Below are 20,078 nucleotides of genomic sequence, written 5' to 3' on the forward strand. Positions count from 1 at the left end.
GAATGGCTGCAATCAAGAATTCTCTGCCGCGTCGCAAGTTTGACGTGGTCATCGTCGGCGCAGGCGGCTCGGGGATGCGCGCTTCGCTGCAACTCGCGCGCGCCGGTCTGTCGGTCTGCGTGTTGTCCAAGGTGTTCCCGACGCGTTCGCACACGGTCGCCGCTCAAGGCGGCATCGGCGCTTCGCTCGGCAACATGAGCGAAGACAACTGGCACTATCACTTTTACGACACGATCAAGGGCTCCGACTGGCTCGGCGACCAGGACGCGATCGAGTTCATGTGCCGTGAAGCACCGAACGCAGTCTACGAACTCGAACACTTCGGCATGCCGTTCGACCGTAACGCCGACGGCACGATCTATCAGCGCCCGTTCGGCGGCCACACCGCGAACTACGGCGAAAAGCCGGTGCAACGCGCTTGCGCGGCGGCTGACCGTACCGGTCACGCATTGCTGCACACGCTGTATCAGCAGAACGTCGCGGCCAAGACGCAATTCTTCGTCGAATGGATGGCGCTGGACCTGATCCGCGACGCCGACGGCGACGTGCTCGGCGTGACCGCGCTGGAAATGGAAACCGGCGACGTCTACATCCTCGAAGGCAAGACCACGCTGTTCGCCACGGGCGGCGCGGGCCGGATCTTCGCGGCATCCACGAATGCGTTCATCAACACCGGTGACGGCCTGGGCATGGCCGCGCGTTCGGGCATCGCACTGCAAGACATGGAATTCTGGCAATTCCACCCGACCGGCGTGGCCGGCGCGGGCGTGTTGATTACCGAAGGTGTGCGTGGCGAAGGCGGCATTCTGCGCAATTCGAACGGCGAGCGTTTCATGGAACGCTACGCGCCGACTTTGAAGGATCTGGCGCCGCGCGACTTCGTTTCGCGTTCGATGGACCAGGAAATCAAGGAAGGCCGCGGCGTGGGTCCGAACAAGGATCACGTGCTGCTCGACCTGTCGCACATCGGCGCCGAGACGATCATGAAACGTCTGCCGTCGATCCGCGAAATCGCGATGAAGTTCGCGAACGTCGATTGCATTAAAGAGCCGATTCCGGTTGTGCCGACCATCCACTATCAGATGGGCGGTATCCCGACGAACATCAACGGTCAGGTCGTCGGTACGGCGAAGGGTCATGAAGAAGTCGTCAACGGTTTCTACGCTGTGGGCGAATGCTCATGCGTGTCGGTGCACGGTGCGAACCGTCTGGGCACGAACTCGCTGCTCGACCTGGTGGTGTTCGGCCGCGCGGCCGGCAACCACATCGTCAAGCACGTGAAGGACATGAAGGAGCACAAGCCGCTGCCGGCCGACGCTGCCGACTTCGCGCTGTCGCGTCTGGACAAGCTCGACCGGTCGTCGTCGGGCGAGTACGCGCAAGCGGTCGCGAACGACATCCGCGGCACGATGCAGGCGCACGCCGGCGTGTTCCGTACGTCGGCGCTGCTGGCTGAAGGCGTCGAGCGCATTCGCGAAGTGGCTGAACGTGTCGACAACATCCATCTGAAGGACAAGTCGAAGGTGTTCAACACGGCCCGCATCGAAGCGCTGGAAGTGGCGAACCTGATCGAAGTGGCACGCGCCACGATGGTCTCCGCCGAAGCGCGCAAGGAAAGCCGTGGCGCGCACGCGCAGAACGACTTCGAACATCGCGACGACGAAAACTGGCTGCGCCATACGCTGTGGTTCAGCGAAGGCGATCGCCTCGACTACAAGCCGGTTCATATGCAACCGCTGACCGTCGAATCGGTGCCGCCGAAAGCGCGTACCTTCTAAGGCACAAGTCAAAGGAATTCAGAAATGGCAAAGCGTACATTTGAAATTTACCGCTACGACCCGGACAAGGACGCAGCGCCGCGCATGCAAACGTACGAGATCGAAATCGACTCGCACGAACGCATGCTGCTCGATGCACTGCTCAAGCTGAAGGCAGTGGACGAGACGTTGTCGTTCCGCCGTTCGTGCCGCGAGGGCGTGTGCGGTTCGGACGCAATGAACATCAACGGCAAGAACGGTCTCGCCTGCCTGCAGAACATGAACGACCTGCCGCAAAAGATCGTGCTGCGTCCGCTGCCGGGCCTGCCGGTCGTGCGCGACCTGATCTGCGATTTCACGCAGTTCTTCAACCAGTATCACTCGATCAAGCCGTACCTGATCAACGATACGCCGCCGCCGGAAAAGGAACGTCTGCAGTCGCCGGAAGAACGCGACGAGCTCGACGGCCTGTACGAATGTATTCTGTGCGCCAGCTGCTCGACCTCGTGCCCGAGCTTCTGGTGGAATCCGGACAAGTTCGTCGGCCCGGCCGGCCTGTTGCAAGCCTATCGTTTCATCGCGGACAGCCGTGACGAAGCGACGGGTGAACGCCTCGACAACCTGGAAGATCCGTACCGTCTGTTCCGTTGCCATACCATCATGAATTGCGTCGACGTTTGCCCGAAGGGCCTGAACCCGACCAAGGCGATTGGCAAGATCAAGGAATTGATGGTTCGCCGCGCTGTCTGAGATGGACGAAACATCGCATCAGTCCGACCCTCTCCGCCGTGCGCGCCTTCGCTGGCGCGCACGGCGGGGCCTGCTGGAAAACGATCTGATCTTTGAACGTTTTTTCGGCCGATACGAGCATGACCTCAGCGATGCCGACGTGGGCGCTCTCACGCGTCTGCTCGAACTGAGCGATAACGACCTGATGGACTTGCTGCTCGTGCGCAAGGAACCGGAAGGCGAGCTTGCCGACCCGGATGTGATCCGGGTGCTGGAGCTGCTGCGCAACGCTTGAGTGCCGCCAGTCCGCGGCGAGTCCGTTGTCCAGGCGTGCGATTATCGAAACCCTGTATCCATACTTCGATTGAGGATGTGCTATGACCCCGTCAGATGTTAAAGCCACGCTATCGTTCAGCGACAATTCGCCGAGCGTTGAAATGCCGATTTACAAGGGCACGCTCGGTCCGGACGTAATCGACATTCGCAAACTGTACGGCCAGACCGGCAAGTTCACGTACGACCCGGGCTTCATGTCGACGGCGGCGTGCAATTCGGCGATCACCTACATCGACGGCGACAAGGGCGAGTTGCTGTACCGCGGCTACCCGATCGACAACCTCGCGGAAAACGCCGACTTCCTCGAAACCTGCTACCTGCTGCTGAAGGGCGAACTGCCGAACGCGCAGCAAAACGCCGAATTCGTGAAGACGGTCACGAACCACACAATGGTGCATGAGCAGATGCACTTCTTCTTCCGTGGTTTCCGTCGTGACGCGCACCCGATGGCAATTCTGGTCGCCGCAGTCGGCGCATTGTCGGCGTTCTATCACGACTCGCTCGACATCAACAATCCGCGTCACCGTGAAGTGTCGGCCATTCGCATGATCGCGAAGCTGCCGACGCTGGTCGCCATGGCATACAAGTACAGCATCGGCCAGCCGTTCGCGTACCCGAAGAACGACCTGTCGTACAGTGCGAACTTCATGCGCATGATGTTCTCGAACCCGTGCGAAGAGTACAAGGTCAACGACGTGCTGGTGCGCGCTCTGGACCGTATCCTGATCCTGCACGCGGACCACGAGCAGAACGCATCGACCTCGACCGTGCGTCTGGCCGGTTCGTCGGGTGCGAATCCGTTCGCGTGTATCGCGGCGGGCATCGCGTGTCTGTGGGGCCCGGCGCACGGCGGCGCGAACGAAGCCGCGCTGAACATGCTGGAAGAAATCGGCTCGGTCGACAACATTCCTGAGTTCATCAAGCAGGTGAAGGACAAGAACTCGGGCGTGAAGCTGATGGGCTTCGGTCACCGCGTCTACAAGAACTACGATCCGCGTGCGAAGCTGATGCGCGAAACCTGTCACGAAGTGCTGGAAGAACTGGGCCTGCACGACGACCCGCTGTTCAAGCTGGCCATGGCACTGGAAAAGATCGCTCTGGAAGACGAATACTTCGTGTCGCGCAAGCTGTACCCGAACGTCGACTTCTACTCGGGCATCGTGCAACGCGCGCTGGGCATCCCGACGTCGATGTTCACGTGTATCTTCGCGATGGCGCGCACGGTCGGCTGGATTGCACAGTGGAACGAAATGATCGCTGATCCGGAACAGAAGATTGGCCGTCCGCGTCAGCTGTTCATCGGCGACACGCAACGTGAAGCGAAGCCGATCGCGCAACGTTGATCGGCTTTGAATCTGCCTGGCTCGTAATGTTTGGTTGATTGGTTACGAGTGAGGGCGGAGTCTGCTGAACGAAAAACGCCCCAACGGGTTCGCCGTTGGGGCGTTTTGTTTTTGAGCCGAAACCCTCGATGGGATTGGTGCGCCCGCTTGCCGGGTAACGTCGATACAGGTATCGGCACTACCACCCAACTCACTGTTTTTTATCGGTTTTTTCGCTGATCGAACGGCCCACGGCGGGGCGCTGCGTGGCATAATCGACTGACACAGTCAGCCCGCAGTCATTACTACCCCGCATACCATGGCACAGACTCTCTACGACAAATTGTGGAACACGCACGTGATCCACACGGAAGAAGACGGTACGACGATCCTTTATATCGACCGTCATCTGCTGCACGAAGTGACCAGCCCGCAGGCGTTCGAAGGCCTGAAGCTGGCTGAACGTCCGGTGTGGCGCATCAGCGCGAACCTGGCGGTTTCGGACCACAACGTGCCGACCACGGACCGCACCCACGGCATCGCCGACCCGGTCTCCAGGCTGCAAGTCGACACGCTCGATGCGAATTGCGACGCCTATGGCATCACGCAGTTCAAGATGAACGACCTGCGTCAGGGCATCGTGCACATCATCGGGCCGGAGCAGGGCGCTACGCTGCCGGGCATGACGATCGTCTGCGGCGACTCGCACACGTCCACGCACGGCGCGTTCGGCGCGCTGGCGCATGGCATCGGCACGTCGGAAGTGGAGCACGTGCTGGCCACCCAAACGCTCTTGCAGAAGAAGAGCAAGAACATGCTGGTGAAGGTCGATGGCCCGCTGCCGCGTGGCTGCACCGCGAAAGACATCGTGCTCGCGATCATCGGCAAGATCGGCACGGCGGGCGGCACCGGCTACGCGATCGAATTTGGCGGTTCGACGATTCGCGCGCTGTCGATGGAAGGCCGCATGACGGTCTGCAACATGGCGATCGAAGCGGGCGCACGCGCCGGCATGGTTGCGGTCGACGACACCACCATCGACTACCTGAAAGGCCGTCCGTTCTCGCCGGAAGGCGTCGAGTGGGATCACGCGGTCGAGTACTGGAAGCAGTTCAAGTCCGACGACGGCGCGCATTTCGATCGCGTGGTCGAACTGAACGCTGCGGAAATCGTGCCGCAAGTCACGTGGGGCACGTCGCCGGAAATGGTCACCGCCGTGGACGGCCGCGTGCCGGACCCGGAAAGCGAAAAAGACCCGGTCAAGCGCGATGCGATGGAACGCGCGCTGAAGTACATGGCGCTCGAGCCGAACGCGCCGATCGAGTCGATCAAGCCGGATAAAATCTTCATCGGGTCGTGCACCAACGCGCGCATTGAAGACATTCGCGCCGCGGCTTACGTCGTGAAGAAGCTGGGCCGCCGCGTCGCATCGAACATCCGTCTGGCCATGGTGGTGCCGGGTTCGGGGCTCGTGAAGGCGCAAGCGGAACGTGAAGGCCTCGACAAGGTCTTTACCGATGCCGGTTTTGAATGGCGCGAGCCGGGCTGCTCGATGTGTCTCGCGATGAACGCCGACCGGCTGGATCCGGGCGAGCGTTGCGCATCCACGTCGAATCGTAATTTCGAAGGTCGTCAGGGCGCCGGTGGCCGTACCCACCTCGTGAGTCCCGCGATGGCTGCGGCTGCGGCGATCGAAGGGCATTTCGTCGATATTCGCAAGCTTGGATAAATCGCATGATGAAGAACATGAATCGCAGCACTCTATTGCGCCGCTTCGCACTCGGTACGCTGGCCGGGCTATTGCTCGGTCTGGCCGGTTGCAACACGGTGCACGGATTCGGCCAGGACATGTCGCACCTCGGCAATTCGATCAGCAATCACGCTGAAAAATAAGCGGTTTTTGATTTTTGCCGGCGATGCGGCGAGCGGCTTTCCGGCCGCCACCCGTATCGTACGGTCTTGAAACAGGCGCAAGCGTCATGGATAAATTCATCGTACACACCGGCGTCGTGGCGCCGCTCGATCGCGAGAACGTCGACACGGACGCGATCATTCCGAAGCAATTCCTGAAGTCGATCAAGCGCACGGGTTTCGGTCCGAACGCATTCGACGAATGGCGTTACCTCGACCACGGCGAGCCGGGCCAAGACAACTCGAAGCGTCCGCTGAACCCGGATTTCGTGCTGAATCAGCCGCGTTATCAAGGCGCGTCGGTGCTGCTCGCACGCAAGAACTTCGGCTGCGGCAGCTCGCGTGAGCACGCGCCGTGGGCATTGCAGCAATACGGCTTTCGCGCGCTGATCGCGCCGAGCTTCGCCGATATCTTCTACAACAACTGCTTCAAGAACGGCCTGCTGCCGATCGTGCTGACCGAACAGCAAGTCGATCATCTGTTCAACGAAACGTATGCGTTCAACGGCTTCCAGCTGACCGTCGACCTCGAAGCGCAAGTCGTGCGCACGTCGGATGGCGGCGCGGAGTATCCGTTCGAGGTTGCGGGCTTCCGCAAATATTGCCTGCTGAACGGTTTCGACGACATCGGCCTCACGCTGCGTCACGCGGACAAGATTCGCCAGTTCGAAGCCGAGCGCATCGCGAAGCAGCCGTGGCTGAGCCACCGCATCGTCGGTTAATGCATGAGGTGCGCGAGGGGCTTCGGCGGCCCGCGCGCTGAATCACGCTCAACAGTCTCGAAGAAAATCATCAAGGAATTCGCATGAAGATCGCAGTGTTGCCGGGCGACGGCATCGGTCCCGAAATCGTCAAGGAGGCCGTCAAGGTCCTGAACGTACTCGGCGAAAAGTTCGAACTCGAAGAAGCGCCGGTTGGCGGCGCGGGCTACGAAGCGAAGGGTCATCCGTTGCCCGATTCGACGCTGGCGCTGGCGAAGGAAGCCGACGCGATCCTGTTCGGTGCCGTCGGCGACTGGAAGTACGACAAGCTCGAACGCGCGCTGCGTCCGGAACAGGCAATTCTCGGCCTGCGCAAGCACCTGCAGCTGTTCGCGAACTTCCGTCCGGCGATCTGCTATCCGCAACTGACCGGCGCGTCGTCGTTGAAGGAAGAGATCGTGTCGGGTCTCGATATCCTGATCGTGCGCGAGCTGAACGGCGACATCTACTTTGGCGCGCCGCGCGGCGTGCGCGAAGCGCCGGACGGCCTGTTCGCCGGCGCGAAGGAAGGCTTCGACACGATGCGTTATTCGGAGCCGGAAGTGCGCCGCATTGCGCACGTCGCGTTCCAGGCGGCGCAAAAGCGCGGCAAGAAGCTGACCTCGGTCGATAAAGCCAACGTGCTCGAAACGTCGCAGTTCTGGAAGGACGTGATGATCGACGTGTCGAAGGAATACGCTGACGTCGAGCTGTCGCACATGTATGTCGACAACGCGGCGATGCAACTGGTGAAGGCGCCGAAGTCGTTCGACGTGATCGTCACCGGCAACATGTTCGGCGACATCCTCTCCGACGAAGCCGCCATGCTGACGGGTTCGATCGGCATGCTGCCGTCGGCGTCGCTCGACAAGAATAACAAGGGCTTGTACGAGCCGTCGCACGGCTCCGCACCGGATATCGCGGGCAAGGGCGTGGCCAATCCGTTGGCTACCATCCTGTCGGCGGCAATGATGCTGCGCTATTCGCTGAACAAGGCAGAGCAGGCAGATCGTATCGAAAACGCGGTGAAGAAGGTGCTCGAGCAGGGCTATCGCACCGGTGACATCCTCACGCCGGGTTGCAAGCAGGTCGGCACGGTCGCGATGGGCGACGCCGTCGTTGCAGCGCTGTAAAGCGCATCGGGCTCAGGCAGTAATCAGGTCGTCAAACGGCCTTTAAAACGCGAATCGGCCTTAAAACAGGCCGATTCGCGAGCAACACAACACGGGCGACAGCGGCGAATGACGTCGCCAGATTCCGGTTTTCGTGTATATTGTAACGATGGCGCAGATCTCCCAAATCTCCTCGATTTCCAAACTGCACGGCACAACGGCCCGTGTGGTTGAGTTCGCCATTGCCATTAAAACGATTACCCCGAAAACGATCACGAAACGCTGATCGTCCGTCGTGCCCGCTCATCTTCCCCGCGCGGTCACTGCGGGCAAAGATGCGGGGAAGTCTCAATTCGAAGGGTATGAAGTCATGAACGTAGGTCTCGTAGGTTGGCGCGGCATGGTCGGCAGCGTCCTGATGCAACGTATGCAGCAGGAAGGCGATTTCGACTTGATCGAACCGGTGTTTTTCAGCACCAGCAACACGGGCGGCAACGCGCCGTCGTTCGCCAAAAACGAGACCAAGCTCAAAGATGCGACAAGCATCGAAGACCTGAAGAAGTGCGAAGCGATCATCTCCTGCCAGGGCGGTGACTACACGAACGAAGTGTTCCCGAAGCTGCGCGCGGCGGGTTGGAACGGCTACTGGATCGACGCGGCTTCGTCGCTGCGCATGAAGGACGACGCGGTCATCATTCTCGATCCGGTCAACCTCGACGTGATCAAGAACGCGCTGGTCAACGGCCAGAAGAATTTCATCGGCGGCAACTGCACGGTCAGCCTGATGCTGATGGCGCTGGGCGGCCTGTTCCGCGAAAACCTCGTCGACTGGATGACGGCCATGACGTATCAGGCCGCGTCGGGCGCGGGCGCGCAAAACATGCGCGAACTGCTGCAGCAAATGGGCACGCTGTACGGCGCGGCCAAGGAAGACCTGGCTGATCCGTCGTCGGCGATTCTCGACATCGACCGCCGTGTGCTGAGCGCAATGAACAGCGATCGCATGCCAACCGACAACTTCGGCGTGCCGCTCGCCGGCTCGCTGATTCCGTGGATCGACAAGGATCTCGGCAATGGCATGTCGAAGGAGGAGTGGAAGGGCGGCGCCGAAACCAACAAGATTCTCGGCAAGCCGGCCATGGGCACGCCGGGTTCGATCCCGGTCGACGGTTTGTGCGTGCGGATCGGCGCAATGCGCTGCCACTCGCAGGCGCTGACCATCAAGCTGAACAAGGATGTGCCGCTGGACGAAGTGAACAGCATCCTCGCGTCGGGCAACGACTGGGTCAAGGTCGTGCCGAACGAACGCGAAGCGTCGATGCGTGATCTGTCCCCGGCGGTGGTGACGGGCACGCTGACGGTGCCGGTCGGCCGGGTACGCAAGCTCGCGATGGGCGGCGAATATCTGTCGGCCTTCACGGTCGGCGACCAGCTGCTGTGGGGCGCGGCCGAACCGCTGCGTCGCATGCTTCGCATTGTGCTCGACAAGTAAAGTAAACTACGCGGTCACGACGCGTAGAAAACTAAGAAGCGTCGCGCTTGCGCGGCGCTTTTTTCATTGTGTGCTCCGATTATCTTGTCTCCTTCCAACCGCAAAAAAGGGCTGCGCGCTGACGCGCCAGGAGTCCCGATGAACCTTCGATTCTCGTCCATTCGGGCTATGTTCAGCCATCAGGATAAGGGCCGTTTGACGAGCCGTCCGGCGGCCGCTGCTGCTTTGGCTTTTGTGCTGACCGGCGTGGGCGCGGGCAGTGCAGTTGCCGCGCCAGGCGATGGCGCGAGCGCGCCGGACGCCGCGTCGGTTTCGTATGTGGCCGGTAGTCAATACACGGTGCGACCAGGGCAGTCGTTGAACGACGTGGCCATCGCCGTCACGCAGTCGCACGACCGGGCAACGCTCGTGCGCGCATCGCGCGCGTTGTTCGATGCGAACCCGAGTGCGTTCATGGCGCATGACCCGAGCCGGATGCGCGTGGGAGCGGTGTTGACCGTGCCGGCGCTGGACGCATCCGGGGCTTTGGCGGCGTCGTCGGCGGCGGCTCAAGGGGCTGCGGGTGGTTCGGCGCCGAATGCGGCGGTTGGTGCGAGCGGTGCCGCGCAGGTCGATGCGACGGCTGCAAGCGCGGCGAGTGCAAGTGCTGCGGCACATGCTTCGGCGTCGGCTGCGCCTGCGGTTGCGGGGACGGCCAGTGCAGTGGCGCAGGCAAACTCGCCTGCGTCGAGCAGCGCGGCTGTGAGCGGCGCTATTACATCGGCGCCGGCAGTGGCGGGCTCGCAGGTGGCTGCGGCGCCGGCCAGCGACGCGCATGAGTGGTCTGGAACGATTCAGCCGCCAGCGAGTGCGCCAACCGAAAGCGCTCCGACGCTGGCTACCGGAATAGCTCGGGCGCCTGGCGCCGCGCAATCGGCATCGCAACCGCGCGCGCAGGTTTCCAGCCTGCAGCAATTGCTTGCGCTGAAGAACCGCGTGCTGATGGAGCTGCAGAAGCATGGTATCGGCGGTGCGCCGGTCGCTACGAGCGGCACGGCGGCAGCGGGCGCTGCGAAGCCGGTTGCCGGAGCGTCGCCGGCCGCATCGGCGGCATCCGATCATGGCGCTGCGGCGGTTGGTCCCGCGTCGAACGGTGGCGGGATGTCGCAGAAGGAGTTGAGCATCGCGGCGGCGGTTGGCGCAGCGCTGGTTGTGCTGCTGGCGGCGTTGCGCATGCGTCGGCGTAAGCGCGAAGGCGTGGCCTCGGCGGACGGCGAAGTGGCGGCGTCGGCGCGAGCAAGCGACCCGCAGGATGGCGATGCGGTTCGCGGGCAGACCCCGAAGGGCGAAGTGTCGGGCGCGGACGATGGTGACGCTGCGCGGCAGGCTGCGGCATTGGCGGTAGCTGAACGTGCTGCGGCGGAACGTGCTGCGGCGGAACAGGCAGCAGCGGAACAGGCAGCAGTTGACAAGGCAGCAGCTGAACATACGACGACAGAACGCGCAGTAGCCGAACGCGCCGAATCAGAACGCGCGGCGGCAGAACAAGCGGCGGCAGAACACCAAGCAGCAGAACAAGCGGCAGCAGCAGAACAACAAGCAGCGGCCGACCGAGCCGCAGCCGAACACGAACCCCTCATTCAAGAATCCCATACAGAACCCCCCGTCCAAGACTCCCCGCCGTCAGAACCTGTCGGGCAAGAACAAACCGCATCGCCCACATCCTTCGATCTGTCACGCCCGGCCACGGACGCCCCTGCACGCGCCGAGACCGGCGTGATAGCCGAACCTCTGCCGCCCGCCGCGGCGCAGGAAAGCTCGGCCAGTGCAACCACGGCAGCCAGCCTCGCCGCCGCCGCGGACCTCGGCGCCGAAGCCCTGCCGCTGACGTCACTGGAACCGATCGACGATGAAGCCTTGCCTGCAGGGGAACCCGCACACGGCCTGCAACCGAATGACGAGCCGGCTTCCGATACGCCGGCCACACCGCAAGAACCGGTCACCGAGCCGCAGAATCATCTGAACGTTCCATCACCTGTGATCGATTTCACGCAGCAACACATCGAGCCGCGCGCGACTTCGCCGTTCGGCCAGCCTTACCCCGACGTGTCGGCGGACGCATTCCCTGAGACAACGGCGCGCGCTCCCCAGCCCGCGCCCGGCGCGCCGACCGAATTCCCGCGCGAGGCCGTCGACGCTTTCAGCGGTCTCGACATGCCGCTGCCGCCGCGCATCGAAACACCCGCCGACAGCGTACCGAGCCCCGCGTCGCTGAGCACGCAGCCGGTCGCGTCGCCCGAGACGACTGCGCAGCAAGCCCTCGCGTCGGACGATCTGGATGACGCCCCGCATATCGCCGACGAAATCGCCGCCGGCACGGCAGGCCACGCGGCCGTCGCGGGCCTCGGCGCGGCCGGCTTCGGCGCGCTGAAGCTCGACTTCGACCTCGAACTGCCGCCGAGCCCGGCGCAACCGTTGCCCGCATTCACGCAGGCCGATCTGGTCCGCATCGCCCGCAACAAGCTGGACCTGGCCTCCGAGTACATCGAACTTGGCGATCTGTCCGGCGCGCGTTCGCTCATCAACGAAGTGATCGAAGCGAACGATCCGGCTACGCGCACCGAGGCCCGCGCGCTGCTCTCGACGCTGGCGCCGTTGTCGTGAAGCGGATTGCATTAGGCGTCCAGTACGACGGCGCGGCATTCGGCGGTTGGCAGTCACAACCGCACGGCAATACGGTGCAGAACCAACTCGAACGGGCATTGCGCGAATTCGCGCAGGTGCCCGTGCATATCGTCGTGGCGGGCCGCACGGATGCCGGTGTGCATGGCCTCGGGCAAGTCGTGCATTTCGACACCGAACTCGACCGTCTGGATATTTCGTGGGTTCGCGGCCCCAACTCGTTCCTGCCGAAGACCATCGGTGTGCAGTGGGCCAAGCAGATGCCCGACGAGTTTCACGCGCGGTTTTCAGCGTTCGAGCGGACCTATTACTACGTCCTTTACGTGAGCCCGGTGCGTTCGCCGATGCTCGCGACGCGAGCCGGCTGGGTGCATGTGCCCCTAGACGTCGACGCAATGCGGGCCGGCGCGGCCCATCTGATCGGCGAACACGACTTTTCGGCGTTCCGCTCGTCGCAATGCCAAGCGAAAACGCCGGTCAAGCATCTGTATCAGATCGACGTTCGACAGAACGGTAACTTCATTCATTTCCGCTTTCGGGCGAATGCATTCCTGCACCACATGGTGCGCAACCTGATGGGTTGTCTGATCGAAATCGGCCGCCGCCGACACGCGCCCGAATGGATGATCGAAGTGCTCGCGAGCCGCAGGCGCGATTGCGCCGCACCGACTTTCATGCCGGACGGCTTGTATCTGGCGCAAGTGGGCTATCCTGAGCGATTCGCCGTGCCCGCTCCGCAAACGGGCAGCGTGCCGTGGAGTACCGTATGGACCGAGCAACCGGAAACATGAAAGTCAGCGAAAATCTGCCGAACCCCGCCGACGCCAACGCAGGCGCCGTCGTGCAACAGCACAGCGTGCCGCATCGCACGCGCATCAAACTGTGTGGGTTGTCGAAACCGGAGGACGTCGCCCAGGCGATCGACCTCGGCGCCGACGCCATCGGCCTCGTGTTCTACCCGCCAAGCCCGCGCTCAGTGAGCATCGCACAGGCGGTCGAACTGGTGCACGATGTGCCGCCGTTCGTGTCGGTGGTCGGGCTGTTCGTCAACGCTACGCCGGATTGGGTTCGCGAAGTGGTGAGCAACGTCGGACTCACGTTGCTGCAGTTTCACGGCGATGAGACCGCGGAGCAGTGCGAAGCGCTCGCCAGCGTTGCGGGTTTGCCTTGGTTGCGCGCGTTGCGCGTTGCGGCGGATACTCAGCCGGCCGATTTGGTAAAATCGGCTCTCAATTATTCAGCGGCCAGTGGTCTTCTGTTCGACACCCATGTCGAGGGCTACGGCGGCGGCGGGAAGGTTTTCGATTGGTCACTTATTCCAGCAGAGCTCGCGCGTCGGGCCGTTTTGAGTGGTGGGTTGAACGCGCAAAACGTCAGTGATGCGATCCATCGCGTGCGCCCCTACGCAGTCGATGTCTCGAGCGGCATCGAGGTTGTGGGCGCCAAGGGTGTGAAAGATCACGCCCGGATGGCGGCATTCGTACGCGCGGTGCGCGCGGCGGATGCCGAATGATTCAGGCCAGCGGTTCTCTTATCCTGGGAGCCGCGCGCCACACTGAGAAGAGTGATCACCATGTATAACTTGCCTGACGAAAGAGGCCATTTCGGCCAATTTGGCGGTGTGTTCGTCGCCGAAACGCTGGTCCACGCGCTCGATGAGCTGCGTGAAGCGTATGAGAAATTCCAGAAAGACCCCGACTTCGTCGCCGAATACGAGCGCGAATTGAAGCATTTTGTCGGCCGACCGTCGCCGATTTATCACGCTCAGCGCTGGAGCGAACTGCTCGGCGGCGCGCAGGTCTTCCTTAAGCGCGAAGATCTGAATCACACCGGTGCGCATAAGATCAACAACGTGATCGGGCAGGCGCTGCTGGCCAAGCGAATGGGCAAACCGCGCGTGATCGCGGAAACGGGTGCCGGCCAGCACGGCGTGGCCACCGCAACCATCGCGGCGCGCTTCGGCATGGAGTGTGTCGTCTACATGGGCGCCGAAGACATGCGCCGTCAGGCGGCCAACGTCTATCGCATGAAGCTGCTCGGCGCGACCGTGGTGCCGGTCGAATCGGGCTCGCGTACGCTGAAAGACGCATTGAACGAAGCCATGCGCGATTGGGTGACGAACGTCGAAAGCACGTTCTATATCATCGGCACCGTGGCTGGGCCGCATCCATATCCGATGATGGTGCGCGACTTCCAGCGGGTGATCGGCGATGAATGCAAGGTACAGATGCCGGAGCTGACCGGTCGGCAGCCGGATGCCGTAATTGCGTGCGTTGGCGGCGGTTCGAACGCGATGGGCATCTTTTACCCGTATATCGAAGATGCTTCGGTGCAATTGATCGGTGTCGAAGCCGCCGGAGACGGCCTCGAAACTGGCCGTCACGCCGCATCGCTGATCGGCGGTAGCCCGGGCGTTCTGCACGGCAACCGCACTTACCTGCTTCAGGACGAAAACGGCCAGATCATCGAGACGCATTCGGTGTCGGCGGGCTTGGACTATCCGGGCGTTGGTCCCGAGCATGCGTGGCTAAAGGACAGCAATCGCGCGCAATATGTTGGCATCACCGACGAAGAGGCGCTCAAGGCATTCCACGATTGCTGCCGCATCGAAGGCATTATTCCAGCGCTGGAATCCAGCCACGCGCTGGCATATGCCGCCAAGCTCGCGCCGACACTGCCGAAGGACAAGACTCTTCTGGTCAACCTGTCGGGGCGCGGCGACAAGGACATGCATACGGTCGCCGAGCGATCGGGCATTCAGTTCTGAGCGCCGCGACGATGCGCGACGAGTTCGACGAGCCGCAGCCGGCGATTGAAACAGTGGATCCGATCGCCGAAGTATCGGCGGCCGCGGTGCCTGGACCGCTTCTGGCACAGGTGCCCGCCGGCATTCAGCTCTTGAACCGCGATTTTCTGACCGATGTGGCGAATATTCCTGACGCGTCGATCGACCTGATCGTTTGCGATCCGCCTTATGGACTGGGCAAGGATTACGGCAACGACTCTGACATGCGCACCGGCGAGGAATTTCTCGCCTGGACGCGTGGCTGGCTCGAACTCGCCATCCCTAAGCTCAAGCCCTCAGGTTCGCTGTACATATTTTGTACATGGCAGTATTCGCCGGAAATCTTCAGCTTTCTGAAGACAAAACTCACGATGATCAACGAAATCATCTGGGACCGGCGTGTACCGAGCATGGGCGGCACTGTGCGCAGGTTTACGTCGGTGCATGACAACATCGGTTTTTTCGCGGTGTCGAAGGATTATTTCTTCGATCTCGATCCCGTCCGCATCCCGTACGATGCAGTCACGAAGAAGGCGCGTTCGCGTAAGTTGTTCGAGGGCAGTAAGTGGTTGGAGCTTGGCTATAATCCAAAGGATGTTTGGTCGGTATCGCGTCTGCATCGGCAGCACGCCGAACGCGTCGCGCACCCGACCCAGAAACCCTTGGAAATTGTCGAGCGGATGGTGCTGGCCAGCTGTCCGAAGGGCGGGCGTGTGCTCGACCCGTTCATGGGCAGCGGCACTACCGCTGTCGCTTGCGCCCGTCAGCAGCGCGAATTCGTCGGCTATGAGATCAATGAAAGTTACTGCGCGATAGCGCGCGAGCGCGTGAGCGCCGCCGCTTCGCCGCCCGTCCCTCGCCAGGCCAAGGCCAAAGCCAGAACGCAACGGCAGACCGAAGTTCAATGAGCCGCGTGCGATGCGCGCGCAGTAGCCCAATCCGAGAATATTTCCATGTCCCGTATCAAGAACACCTTTGCCGCGCTGTCTGCCCAAGGTAAGAAAGTCCTGATTCCGTTCATGACGGCCGGCGACCCCGACCCGAAGCGCACTGTCGAATTCATGCACGCGCTCGCCGCCGGCGGCGCCGATGTGATCGAACTCGGTGTGCCGTTTTCCGACCCGATGGCCGACGGCCCGGTGATCCAGCAGTCGTCCGAGCGTGCATTGGCGCATGGCGTGTCGCTGCGCCACGTGCTTGCCGACGTCAAGCGCTTCCGCGAAACGGATGACAAGACGCCGGTGGTGCTGATGGGCTACGCCAACCCGATCGAGCGCATGGGCACGGAAGCCTTCGCGAAGGCAGCAAACGAAGCCGGTGTCGACGGGGTGCTAGTTGTCGACTATCCGCCCGAAGAGTGTGTTAACTTCGCAGAACAGATGCGATCTGCCGGGATCGACCCTATCTTCCTGCTGGCGCCGACCTCCACGGACGAGCGCATTGCGGAAGTTGCCAAGATTGCGAGCGGCTACGTCTACTATGTGTCGCTGAAAGGGGTGACCGGAGCGGCAAATCTGGACGTTTCCAGCATCGCGAGTAAAATCCCGGCCATCAAGTCGCGCGTACCCCTGCCGGTGGGCGTCGGCTTCGGTATCCGTGACGCGCAAACGGCGCGCTCGGTGGCCGAGGTGTCCGATGCCGTCGTGATCGGCAGCCGTATCGTCCAATTGCTCGAACAGGCGGCACCCGACACCGCTGCTGAAACGCTCACGCGTTTCATCGCTGAAGTGCGCGAGGCGCTCGATAGCGTCGCGACCGCCCGATAACAGTTATTTTTGTCGCGTAGTGTGAGCGGCGGGTTCGTCCCGCCGTTTGCGCAACCGCTGACCTAGAAGGATTCAATATGAGCTGGCTCGATAAGCTGCTGCCGCCGAAAATCAAGCAAACCGACCCGAAGAACCGCAAGGGCATTCCGGAAGGCCTGTGGATCAAATGCCCATCGTGCGAAGCCGTGCTGTACCGCAACGACGTCGAGGCCAATCTGCATGTTTGCCCGAAGTGCGACCATCACATGCGCATTGGCGCGCGTGAGCGGCTCGACGGTCTGCTCGATCCGGAAGGCCGCTACGAAATCGGCCAGGAAATCGTCCCGGTCGATGCACTGAAGTTCAAGGACAGCCGCAAGTACCCGGACCGCCTGAAAGAGGCGATGGACGACACCGACGAAACCGATGCAATGGTCGTCATGGGCGGCGCGATTCATACGCTACCGGTGGTGGTCGCCTGCTTCGAGTTTTCCTTCATGGGCGGCTCGATGGGGTCGGTGGTCGGTGAGCGCTTTGCGCGCGGCGCGCAGAACGCGCTCGAACAGAAAGTGCCGTTCATCTGCTTCACCGCTTCGGGCGGCGCGCGGATGCAGGAAAGCTTGTTGTCGCTGATGCAGATGGCCAAGACCACGGCCATGCTGACCAAGCTCGCCGAAGCCAAGCTGCCGTTCATCTCCGTGCTGACCGACCCGACCATGGGCGGCGTATCGGCGAGTTTCGCGTTTCTCGGCGACGTCGTGATTGCCGAGCCGAAGGCGCTGATCGGCTTTGCCGGCCCGCGCGTGATTGAGCAAACCGTGCGTGAGAAGCTGCCGGAAGGTTTCCAGCGCGCCGAGTTCCTGCTGACGAAGGGCGCGGTCGACATGATCGTCGATCGCCGCAAGCTGCGCGAAGAGATCGCGCAATTGTTGGCGCTGTTGAGCCACCAGCCGGCGGACGCGGTCGCTTAAGCAAAGGCCGCACGAAGTAGCACGGTCGACTGCCCGCGCTATTGTGCAAAAGGCACCGTGCGTGGCTGACAAAGCAGTCAAAAAAATAGCGCGCCGCGTGAGTCATCAAGCGGCGCGCTGTCATTTCCGGGATAATTACGGTCTCGCAGCGCAGCGACGGTTGCTGTGGCTGTTCTAGCCGGTTTTCTGCGCATAAAGCGCCCGGCACGCTACGCTTTGACCGCCGCAGCCGCAAACCCGCGCCATTCGTATCACTGCCTAACAGATTCGTTCGATGACCACATTCCCCACCCTCGACGCGTGGCTCACGCACCTTGAATCCGCGCATCCGGTCGGCATCGACATGGGTTTGGGCCGCATCTCCCAAGTACGCGACGCGATGCAGCTATCGTTTGCCTGTCCAGTCATCACGGTGGGCGGCACGAACGGCAAGGGGTCGACGTGCGCGATCCTCGAATCCATTCTGCTGCGCGCCGGTTTCACGGTTGGGTGCCACACCTCGCCGCACCTGCTGTCGTTCAACGAGCGGGCGAGGGTGAACGGCGCAATGGCCAGCGACGCGGAATTGCTGCCGCACTTCGAAGCCGTCGAAGCCGCGCGTATGAGCCTCGCCGAGCCGGTCTCTCTGACGTACTTCGAATTTACGACGCTTGCGATCATGAGCCTGTTCGCTTCGCGCGGGCTGGAGGCGGTGATTTTCGAAGTTGGTCTGGGCGGCCGTCTCGACGCGGTCAATATCCTCGATACAGACTGCGCGATCATCACGAGCATCGATATCGATCACACGGATTATCTCGGTGACACGCGCGAGAAGATCGCGCTCGAAAAGGCCGGCATTTTCCGCTCAGGCAAGCCGGCAATCTGCGCGGACCCGGTACCGCCGCAATCGCTGATCGATCACGCTGAGAAGATCGGCGCCGAACTGTGGCTCTTCGGCCGCGATTTCCGCTACGAAGGCCAGGCGGGCAGCGAGCGCCAGCAGTGGAGCTACGTCGGCCCGAGCATGCGGCGTTCGGCGCTCGCCTATCCGGCGCTGCGCGGGGCGAACCAGCTGATCAACACGTCGGCGGCGCTGGCTGCTCTCGAAGCGCTACGCGACCGTCTGCCGGTGTCGGCGCAGGACATCCGGCTCGGTCTTGCCAACGTGGAACTGCCGGGACGTTTCCAGGTGCTGCCCGGCAAGCCGGCGATCGTGCTGGACGTCGGCCACAATCCGCATGCAGCCGCCGTGCTGGCGCAAAACCTCGGCAACATGGGTTTTTTTCCGTACACCTACGCGGTGTTCGGCGCGATGCGCGACAAGGATATTGCCGGCGTCCTGAGTCACCTGAAAGGCGAGATCGACCATTGGTGCGTGACCGATCTGCCGACCCCGCGGGCGGCGTCGGCGGACGATCTCGAAACGGCCTTGCGCGAGCAGGGTGTGGGCGAGAGCGCCGACAGCAGCGTGACGCGCTACGCGTCACCCGCCGAGGCTTTCCAAGACGCGCTAAAACGAGCGTCAGAGAATGATAGAATCGTGGTTTTCGGCAGCTTCTATACGGTAGCCGGCGTCATGGCGTACCGCAAATCGCAGCAACACTGAACGGGCGCCAGGCTCGAACCAAGCGATTCATGGGAATTTTCTCGTTCGGCAAGAAAGACGACGCGCCCACCCGGCGCGGCGCAAACACCAGTTCCACCCGGGCTGCCCGCGGCGAGCGTGTGGAGCGGCGAACCCGCCGCACGGAGCGCACTGTCGACGCCGACGCGATGCTGCTCGACCCTACGCTGCCGGAAAAGCAGCGGGCGCGGCGCCGGCTGGTCGGCGCGATCGCGCTGGTCGTGGCGGCGGTGATCATCCTGCCCATGGTGCTGGACTCGCATCCCAAGCCCGTTACCGACGACATTTCCATCGACATTCCGAACCGTCCCGCGCCGAGGGTCGCTCATAAGAGCCCCGAAGACACGCAGGCCGGCGTCGCACCGGACAACCCGACCGCTACTGAGCCGACGCTTGCCGCTTCCAGCCTCGCGCCGGCGGCGACCGCGAAGACGGAGCAGCCCGGCGCGACCAAGCCGAACGCAACCGCCAACGCCAACGTCACGCCCACGGCAAAACCGCAGGCGACCGCACCGGCCGTCGCCGCGAATACCGCCCCGGCTGCGCCCGCAGCGCCGGCCAAGCCGGCGGTCCGCACGCCGGCTCCGCGCGCCGCAGCCCCGAGCGATGACGAGATAAACAACGCCGCCGCCAGTGCGGACGCGAATTCGGGCACGCCGGCATCGCCGCCTGGCAGCCGTTTCGCGGTTCAGCTCGGCGCGTTCGCGAACGATGCCAATGCGCGTAACTGGGTAACCAAGTTGAAAGCGGCTGGCGTGCCCGCATATACCGAGCATCGCAAGCAGGCAGACGGCACGACGCTGACGCTGCTGCGCGCTGGCCCGTTCGCCGATCGGGCGGCAGCATCCGCCGCAATTGCGAAAGTTCGCGAGGTCGGCCTGACGTCGGGCGCGAACAACGGCGCAGCGCAGTAA

General features: G+C 62.6%; 18 protein-coding genes. All 18 read left to right on the forward strand.

Annotation, left to right across the window (positions count from 1 at the left end):
- The first annotated feature begins 2 nt into the window (after window positions 1-2).
- On the forward strand, window positions 3-1,778 hold the full coding sequence (gene sdhA, locus B0G69_RS19415) for a succinate dehydrogenase flavoprotein subunit (protein WP_121320175.1): 1,776 nt from the start codon (window positions 3-5) through the stop codon (window positions 1,776-1,778).
- A 24-nt stretch (window positions 1,779-1,802) separates the two neighbouring features.
- Window positions 1,803-2,507, forward strand: coding sequence for a succinate dehydrogenase iron-sulfur subunit (locus B0G69_RS19420; RefSeq protein WP_007178777.1), 705 nt, complete (start codon window positions 1,803-1,805; stop codon window positions 2,505-2,507).
- 1 nt (window position 2,508) lies between these two features.
- Window positions 2,509-2,781: a succinate dehydrogenase assembly factor 2 gene (locus B0G69_RS19425; RefSeq protein WP_042329019.1), complete on the forward strand. Its 273-nt coding sequence runs from the start codon at window positions 2,509-2,511 to the stop codon at window positions 2,779-2,781.
- Between the two features lie 82 nt (window positions 2,782-2,863).
- The gene (gene gltA, locus B0G69_RS19430; protein ID WP_121320177.1) at window positions 2,864-4,165 is read left to right on the forward strand and encodes a citrate synthase; all 1,302 of its coding nucleotides are present in this window, start codon (window positions 2,864-2,866) and stop codon (window positions 4,163-4,165) included.
- Between the two features lie 298 nt (window positions 4,166-4,463).
- Window positions 4,464-5,873: a 3-isopropylmalate dehydratase large subunit gene (gene leuC, locus B0G69_RS19435; RefSeq protein WP_121320179.1), complete on the forward strand. Its 1,410-nt coding sequence runs from the start codon at window positions 4,464-4,466 to the stop codon at window positions 5,871-5,873.
- Window positions 5,874-5,878: 5 nt separating this feature from the next.
- The gene (locus B0G69_RS19440) at window positions 5,879-6,037 is read left to right on the forward strand and encodes an entericidin A/B family lipoprotein (protein ID WP_121320181.1); all 159 of its coding nucleotides are present in this window, start codon (window positions 5,879-5,881) and stop codon (window positions 6,035-6,037) included.
- An 86-nt stretch (window positions 6,038-6,123) separates the two neighbouring features.
- Window positions 6,124-6,777: a 3-isopropylmalate dehydratase small subunit gene (gene leuD / locus B0G69_RS19445; protein ID WP_121320183.1), complete on the forward strand. Its 654-nt coding sequence runs from the start codon at window positions 6,124-6,126 to the stop codon at window positions 6,775-6,777.
- 83 nt (window positions 6,778-6,860) lie between these two features.
- Window positions 6,861-7,928 carry a 3-isopropylmalate dehydrogenase gene (leuB, locus tag B0G69_RS19450; protein ID WP_029971412.1) on the forward strand — a complete coding sequence of 356 codons (1,068 nt, stop codon included), beginning with the start codon at window positions 6,861-6,863 and terminating at the stop codon, window positions 7,926-7,928.
- Between the two features lie 349 nt (window positions 7,929-8,277).
- On the forward strand, window positions 8,278-9,399 hold the full coding sequence (gene asd / locus B0G69_RS19455; protein ID WP_121320185.1) for an aspartate-semialdehyde dehydrogenase: 1,122 nt from the start codon (window positions 8,278-8,280) through the stop codon (window positions 9,397-9,399).
- 138 nt (window positions 9,400-9,537) lie between these two features.
- A complete protein-coding gene (locus B0G69_RS19460) occupies window positions 9,538-12,042 on the forward strand; it encodes a FimV/HubP family polar landmark protein (protein ID WP_121320187.1) in 2,505 nt (834 codons plus the stop codon).
- On the forward strand, window positions 12,039-12,851 hold the full coding sequence (gene truA / locus B0G69_RS19465) for a tRNA pseudouridine(38-40) synthase TruA (protein ID WP_121320189.1): 813 nt from the start codon (window positions 12,039-12,041) through the stop codon (window positions 12,849-12,851). The genes B0G69_RS19460 and truA overlap by 4 nt, the downstream gene beginning before the upstream one ends.
- Entirely contained in the window at window positions 12,848-13,573 is a 726-nt protein-coding gene (locus tag B0G69_RS19470; RefSeq protein WP_199731386.1) for a phosphoribosylanthranilate isomerase, read from the forward strand. The genes truA and B0G69_RS19470 overlap by 4 nt, the downstream gene beginning before the upstream one ends.
- 60 nt (window positions 13,574-13,633) lie before the next feature.
- On the forward strand, window positions 13,634-14,827 hold the full coding sequence (trpB, locus tag B0G69_RS19475) for a tryptophan synthase subunit beta (protein ID WP_121320191.1): 1,194 nt from the start codon (window positions 13,634-13,636) through the stop codon (window positions 14,825-14,827).
- Window positions 14,828-14,838: 11 nt separating this feature from the next.
- Window positions 14,839-15,753, forward strand: a complete 915-nt coding sequence (locus tag B0G69_RS19480; protein WP_121320193.1) for a site-specific DNA-methyltransferase — start codon at window positions 14,839-14,841, stop codon at window positions 15,751-15,753.
- Window positions 15,754-15,798: 45 nt separating this feature from the next.
- The gene (gene trpA, locus B0G69_RS19485; RefSeq protein ID WP_121320196.1) at window positions 15,799-16,611 is read left to right on the forward strand and encodes a tryptophan synthase subunit alpha; all 813 of its coding nucleotides are present in this window, start codon (window positions 15,799-15,801) and stop codon (window positions 16,609-16,611) included.
- A gap of 77 nt (window positions 16,612-16,688) precedes the next feature.
- Window positions 16,689-17,561, forward strand: a complete 873-nt coding sequence (gene accD / locus B0G69_RS19490; RefSeq protein ID WP_042328998.1) for an acetyl-CoA carboxylase, carboxyltransferase subunit beta — start codon at window positions 16,689-16,691, stop codon at window positions 17,559-17,561.
- A gap of 274 nt (window positions 17,562-17,835) precedes the next feature.
- The gene (gene folC / locus B0G69_RS19495) at window positions 17,836-19,146 is read left to right on the forward strand and encodes a bifunctional tetrahydrofolate synthase/dihydrofolate synthase (protein WP_121320198.1); all 1,311 of its coding nucleotides are present in this window, start codon (window positions 17,836-17,838) and stop codon (window positions 19,144-19,146) included.
- 29 nt (window positions 19,147-19,175) lie between these two features.
- Window positions 19,176-20,078: an SPOR domain-containing protein gene (locus B0G69_RS19500; protein ID WP_121320200.1), complete on the forward strand. Its 903-nt coding sequence runs from the start codon at window positions 19,176-19,178 to the stop codon at window positions 20,076-20,078.

The organism is Paraburkholderia sp. RAU2J (genome assembly GCF_003634845.1).
Lineage (GTDB): Bacteria > Pseudomonadota > Gammaproteobacteria > Burkholderiales > Burkholderiaceae > Paraburkholderia > Paraburkholderia fynbosensis.